At 57.2% G+C, this 5,916-nt stretch carries 5 protein-coding genes; 1 reads left to right on the forward strand and 4 read right to left on the reverse strand.

Annotation, left to right across the window (positions count from 1 at the left end; all coding sequences use genetic code 11):
- Positions 1-131: 131 nt before the first annotated feature.
- Positions 132-1,016, reverse strand: a complete 885-nt coding sequence (locus tag KQI10_RS10590; RefSeq protein ID WP_216567372.1) for a DUF362 domain-containing protein — start codon at positions 1,014-1,016, stop codon at positions 132-134.
- A 186-nt stretch (positions 1,017-1,202) separates the two neighbouring features.
- On the opposite strand from KQI10_RS10590, the gene KQI10_RS10595 reads away from it, so the two are divergent.
- On the forward strand, positions 1,203-2,660 hold the full coding sequence (locus KQI10_RS10595) for a leucine-rich repeat domain-containing protein (protein WP_216567373.1): 1,458 nt from the start codon (positions 1,203-1,205) through the stop codon (positions 2,658-2,660).
- Between the two features lie 43 nt (positions 2,661-2,703).
- Here KQI10_RS10595 and KQI10_RS10600 read toward each other — a convergent pair whose 3' ends face one another.
- The 3 genes from KQI10_RS10600 to KQI10_RS10610 all read right to left on the reverse strand — a co-directional run.
- On the reverse strand, positions 2,704-4,299 hold the full coding sequence (locus KQI10_RS10600; RefSeq protein ID WP_216567374.1) for a polysaccharide biosynthesis protein: 1,596 nt from the start codon (positions 4,297-4,299) through the stop codon (positions 2,704-2,706).
- Complete coding sequence (locus KQI10_RS10605) at positions 4,289-5,617, reverse strand: amidohydrolase family protein (protein WP_216567375.1); 1,329 nt, start codon at positions 5,615-5,617, stop codon at positions 4,289-4,291. Before KQI10_RS10605 ends, KQI10_RS10600 begins: the two co-directional genes overlap by 11 nt.
- A gap of 84 nt (positions 5,618-5,701) precedes the next feature.
- Positions 5,702-5,916, reverse strand: a 215-nt coding sequence (locus KQI10_RS10610) for a hypothetical protein (protein ID WP_216567376.1), incomplete at its 5' end; no start/stop codon positions are given.

A 5,916-nucleotide genomic window follows, 5' to 3' on the forward strand; every position in this document is an offset into this window, starting at 1 on the left:
GAAAATCGGGGGGATTGTGCCCGAAGGAAATACCCTTGGGGTACCACACCAGCGTGCGCGCTGGTTCGCAATGACATTATTCTTTTTGGGCATTTTGCTATTTTGAGACAGCTCCTGTTTGATCCGGAAAATCAGTCTACGCAGATCAGCGCATAGTCTCTGGTGCCGAAGCCCAGGTCCGCGGCGGCGTCGATGGTGTGGGTGCCGTGGCGGGAGTTAATGCGCTCCAGCAGATGATTCCGGCCGGGGTCATTGGAAGACTTCACCAGGTCGATGCACGCCTGATCCAGAGCTACGGGATCCAGGCTGGACAGAATGCCGATGTCCTTCATGCAGGGATCTTCGGCAACGGCACAGCAGTCGCAGTCCACGCTCATGTTGCACATAATGCTGACGTAGGCCATGTTGCTGCCGAAGTGCTTGACCACGCTGCTGGCGGCGTCTGCCATGCTTTCCAGAAAAGCATCCTGGGGAGCGACGTTGTCCCACAGCGTATTCTGATCCGTGGTCTTTCCGGCGGAGTGGATGTAGGACTTGCCGGCGGAGGAAGCACAGCCGATGGACAGCTGCTTCAGCGCGCCGCCGAAGCCGCCCATGGGATGGCCCTTGAAGTGGGAGAGTACCAGCATGGAGTCGTAGTTGTTCAGGTTTTTGCCAACCAGATTCTTTTTGATCTGCTTGCCGTTGGGGATTTCCAACTCCAGATCGGGGCCCTCGGCATCCAAGATATCCACATCAAAATAATGGCTCCAGCCATGGTACTCCATGAGTTTGACGTGCTTGTCGGTGGTGTTCCGCTCGCCGCCGTAGGCGGTGTTGCATTCCACGACGGTACCGTTGACCGCGTTAATCATGGGCTTCATGAATTCGGGCCGCAGAAAGTTCTGATTGCCCTTCTCGCCGGAGTGGACCTTGACTGCGACCTTGCCGGGCAGGGCCTTGCCCAGTGCCTCATACAGCCGGATCACATTTTCCGGGGTGATGTTCTTTGAAAAGTATACCTTTGCTTTTTCCATAAAAGAATCCCTCCTGTGTGTATTCATGTTTTTCATTATACTACAGAGGGGCCGGGGGCTGTCAAGTAAAATGCGGAAGATTTTGAACATATTTTTAAGAATTCCGTACATGCTGTATTAAGAATCTTGTTTTCCGCAATCGCCTGTGGTATGATGGCGGAAAACACACGCGGAAGGAAGTCCTGTATGAAATTTTGGAAGACAATTGTGTTGATGTGCCTGGCGTTGCTTCTGGCGGGCTGTGGGAGGGAAACAGTCCCGGAGACAACTGCGCCAACCACCGAAAGCGTCCAGTCGGTCCGGAGGGTGGTGACAGAGGATACAATCGAAGAGTTGGAGGCCTATCCCGACCTGAAGCAGGCCGACCTGTCCGGCAGCGACTGCTATGAGGCCATTGTTCAGTATCAGAAGCGTCACCCGGAGGTAGAGGTCCGGTATGACGTGGCCTTTGGTTCGACCCGGGTCAGCTGGGACGCCAAAGATCTGACGCTGGAGAATACTGACTTTGAGAGCCTGCGGGAAAACCTCTCCTATCTTCCGCGGCTGGTAACGTTAAAGCTGTCCAGGATCCAATGCACCCAGACGGAGATTCAGGAACTGCATGAGGCTTACCCAAAGCTGAAGCTGACCTATACGGTGGAGCTGCTGGGAAAGGAGATGGACTGGGACACAGAGAAACTGGACCTCTCCGGACTGCAAAGGGAAGATGTGGCCCAGACGGCGGAAAAGCTGCCGCTGCTGACCGCCCTGCGGACGGTGGAACTGATGGATGAAGCGGGCGGCTGTGATCTGACACCTCAGGATGTGGCGGCCCTGCAGGCGGGTACGGAGGCCCACTTCCACTATGTCTTCGACCTCTTCGGCAAGCAGGTCTCCACAGATGACGAGCGCATTGAATTCAGGAATATGCGTCTGGGGGAGAAATATGAGGATGAGCTGCGGCAGGGACTGGAAATTCTCCGGGACTGCGACTATCTGCTGCTGGAAAACTGCCGGTTTGACAACGAACTGCTTGCCCAGCTTCGGGATGAATACCGGGGCAGGACGAAAATCGTCTGGCGGATTTACTTCGCGAAACAGGGCAGCTGCCTGACGGACCGGACGATTCTTCGCTATGTCTACAACGTGACGAACAGCACTGTGTCCCAGCTGAAATACTGCGAGGATGTGGAGTATATCGATTTCGGTCACAATGATACCCTGCGGGACTGGAGCTGGGCGGCCTATATGCCAAACCTGAAGGCCATCATCGTCTCCGGGTCCATGATCTCAGACCTGACGCCCTTCGCCAGCTGCAAAAATCTGGAATTTCTGGAGCTGTCCAACTGCGGTTATCTGACGGATTTGACGCCCCTGGCCCAGTGTACCGGTTTGCAGAGGCTGAACATCAGCAACACCAAGGTGGAGGATCTTTCTCCGCTGGAGGATCTGCCCAATTTGGAATGCCTGGTAGATGTGCACCCCAAGGTTTCACGGGAGGTGCTGGACGGGTTCGCGGAGGCACACCCGAACTGCGTGGTTTCCTATGAGGGCTACGAATACGGCTATCCCTGGCGCTATAACGAGGACGGCAGCCCCACGGCGTATTACGCCAAGCTGATTGAAGTCTTCCACTATCCGGATGCCACAGATACGCTGTGGTAACAATTGCAAGGCCGCTGCGGGAACGCAGCGGCCTGATAATTTGTTATAAATGCAGCCATCGGGCAATTTTTTCGCCCTTGGGGAGCAGCAGACAGTCCTCTTTTCGCAGGACCTTCAGGAAAATGACGGCGGCGGCATAGACGACACCACCCACGGCCACAGGCAGGGCACAGAGAATCAGATGGCTGGTGACGCCTGCCGTCAGCAGCGCCCGATAGCACCCAAAGGCGCAGGCACCCATCAAAAGCCCGGAGAGCATGGGCCGCAGGGCGTTTTTCAATATGGCAGGAGGATCCCGGTACAGCTGCCGGATGGACAGCAGGTTCAGCAGGAAAATGAGCACATAGGCGGCAAGATTGCTGATGGGTGCGCCTATGATGCCGATTTCGGGATTGCCGGAGAGTACATAGACTCCCAGAAGCCGCAAGCAGCCCGCCAGGAGCATATTCACCACAGGATGGATGACATTTCCATGGGCCTGCATGATGGCCGTGGTCACCAGCACCACGGCGTTGAAGAACACGCAGATGCCGAGAATGGTCATGAGCCTTGCGGCCAGATTCAGACGTTCGCCGGAATAGCCCCCCAGCAGAGCCGTAATGGGCCGGGCCAGGACGGCAAGCCCGATGGCACAGGGTATGGCGATCAGACCTGTGAGCCGGACGGCGGCCTCCTCGGTTCTCCGGGCAGCTGCGTGGTCCCCGGTGGTGAGCTGGGCCGTAATGGCGGGGATGATGCTCACAGTAATGGGGGTAATGAAGGCACAGGGCATGTTGAAAATGGTCTGGGTCATGACGTGAATGCCCCGCATGGTATCTGCCGTCTGCTGGGTGACGCCGGAGGCGAGAAGACGGCCCATATAGATTTTGCTGGCCAGAGCCGTGATAATCTGCAGACAGGCGGAACCCAAAGTGATGGGAATGGCGACGGTAAGAAGGGCCCTGGCGGTGTCCCGGCGGCTCTGGGGTTCGTCTTTGGATTTTGGAAGCTCCCGGAAGTGCTTCCGAAAGACGGCGAAGAGATAGACGGCGCTGACCAGACAACTGGCGGTAACGCCCAGAATGGCTCCGCCTGCGGCCAGAGGTACGGAACGGGTGGCACGCAGCAGAAGCATGGCGGCGGCCATGCCAACGGCCAGCCGGATCACGGCCTCCATGACCTGGGAGACGGAGGTTGGCACCATATTGCCCTGACCCTGGAAGAAGCCCCGGAAGGTGGAGATAACGCAGATAAGCAGAACGCAGGGGCCTAAAAAGCCGATAGCGGCCCAGGCATCGGGCTGATTCTGGAAACGTGCCAGCTGGCGGCAGAAGACCGTCATCAGCACGCTGCCGGTGATACCGATTCCCAGAAAGATTCCCCTGGCCGTGGCGTAGACCCGCCGGACCTGGTTGTAGTTTTTCAGAGAATCCGCCTGGGAGATCATGCGGCTCATGGCCACGGGCAGCCCTGCAGTGGAGATCATCAGCAGCACATTGTAAATTTCATAGGCGGTGTTGAAATAACCGAATCCCTGTTCGCCGATGACGGCGTTCAGGGGTATTTTATACACGGCGCCCAAAATCTTCACAAGGACCGTAGCCATGGCGAGGACCGCCGTACCCTGCAAAAAGTTCTGACCTTCCTGCTTATCCGACATTCGTTTCCTCCTTTTCAAAGAGCTTGGGAATGGCGTAGGTCGTCAGCTCCTCCACCACTGCGTTCAGATCGATGGTGGGGAACTTACCGTTCTGGTAGAGAATCTTGCCCCGGACCATGGTCATGGCCACATCGCCGCCCTTTGCGGCATAGACAAGGCCTGTCAGCACATTGTGGCAGGGCATTAAATGGGGAGCGGTGAAGTCAACGAGCACCAGATCGGCGTCCATGCCCTCTTTCAGCATGCCGCATTCCCGGCTTCTGCCCTGGGCCTGAGCGCCGCAGTAGGTGGCCATCAGCAGGGCTGCGGAGCTGGGCAGGGCAGAGGGATCTTCTTTGGCGGCGCGGACCGACATGGCCGCACCCCGCATGACTTCAAACATATCCAGATTGCCTGCCTGAATGGCCCCATCAGTGCCCAGGGCAACGTTCATACCTGCCTTGACCAGATCTGTAATAGGGGCGCAATGCTGGCCGTTTTTGGCAGCGGACAGGGGCAGGGCCACGGCGCTGGCCTTCTTCTTGCCCAGCATTTTTGCCTCTTCAGGCTCCAGATAGGCGCAGCCTGCTGCCGTGGCGGGGACGGCGAAGAGCCGGTGGCAGGCCAGCAGCTCCCCGGGGGTCATGCCTGTGCGGTCCAGGCAGGAATCCACCTCGTTTCTGGCCTCCGCCAGGTGCAGCTGCAAGCCCAGACCCTTTTCGCTGGCATAGCCTGCCAGGGCTTCCCAGAGGGGATAGTTGCTGGTGTATTCGGAATAGATACCTGCGTCAATCTTGATGCGGCCATTGTCGTAGCCGTGCCACTTGTCCACAATGCGCTGGAGTTCCTGGCACTGCTCATCGGTTTCGAAGTCGAATTCCTCGTTCTCATCGATAAACCGATAGCTGGACAGGGCTAGATTGGCCTTGATGCCGCTTTCAGCTACAGCCTGGGCGGTGGCGTTTGGGTAATAATACAGGTCCGACACGGAGGTCACGCCAAAGCGCAGGCACTCGGCAATGGACAGCAGCGCGGCGGCCTTGGCACCCCGGGAGTCCATTTTGGCTTCCTTTTGCAGCAGGGCTTCCAGGGCTTCCCTGTTGGAGAGGTCGTCCGTAAAGCAGCGCAGCACAGAGGTGGCCAGGTGGGTATGGCAGTTGATGAGGCCGGGCATGGCCACCATGCCGGTGCCCTCAATAATGGTATGGGGCATTTCCTCCGGGACCTTCTTGGAGATGAATTCGATTTTTCCGTCGGTAATTCCGATATTAACCCCAAAGAGGACCTCCGCCCCGGGGGCCATGGTCACGGCGGTGACGTTGGTGATCAAAGTATCCAAAGTATGCAAGTTCCTTTCCGTTGATTTAGAAATGCGGTGAGTTTATGCTGTAGGAGTGTGTTAATGCCAAGACTCTGCTTTTCATTATTTTAGACGTAAGCCCTGTCCGTCCATAAGCTGGTTGCCTCCGGCGGGGAGCTTCTTGTTCCGCCAAGAAAGGGGGAAAGAATGCGGCTTAAGGGAGGCGCTGACCGCTGCTAGCTCCCGCCGCAGAGCCGATGTATTTATGGTGCGATTGCCACCGGCAATCGATTCATTAGATTCGCTGCGCGACGCACCGCCCTCCCTTAAGAATTCCT

The sequence above is a fragment of the Pseudoflavonifractor sp. MSJ-30 genome, from assembly GCF_018918045.1.
GTDB lineage: Bacteria > Bacillota > Clostridia > Oscillospirales > Oscillospiraceae > Faecousia.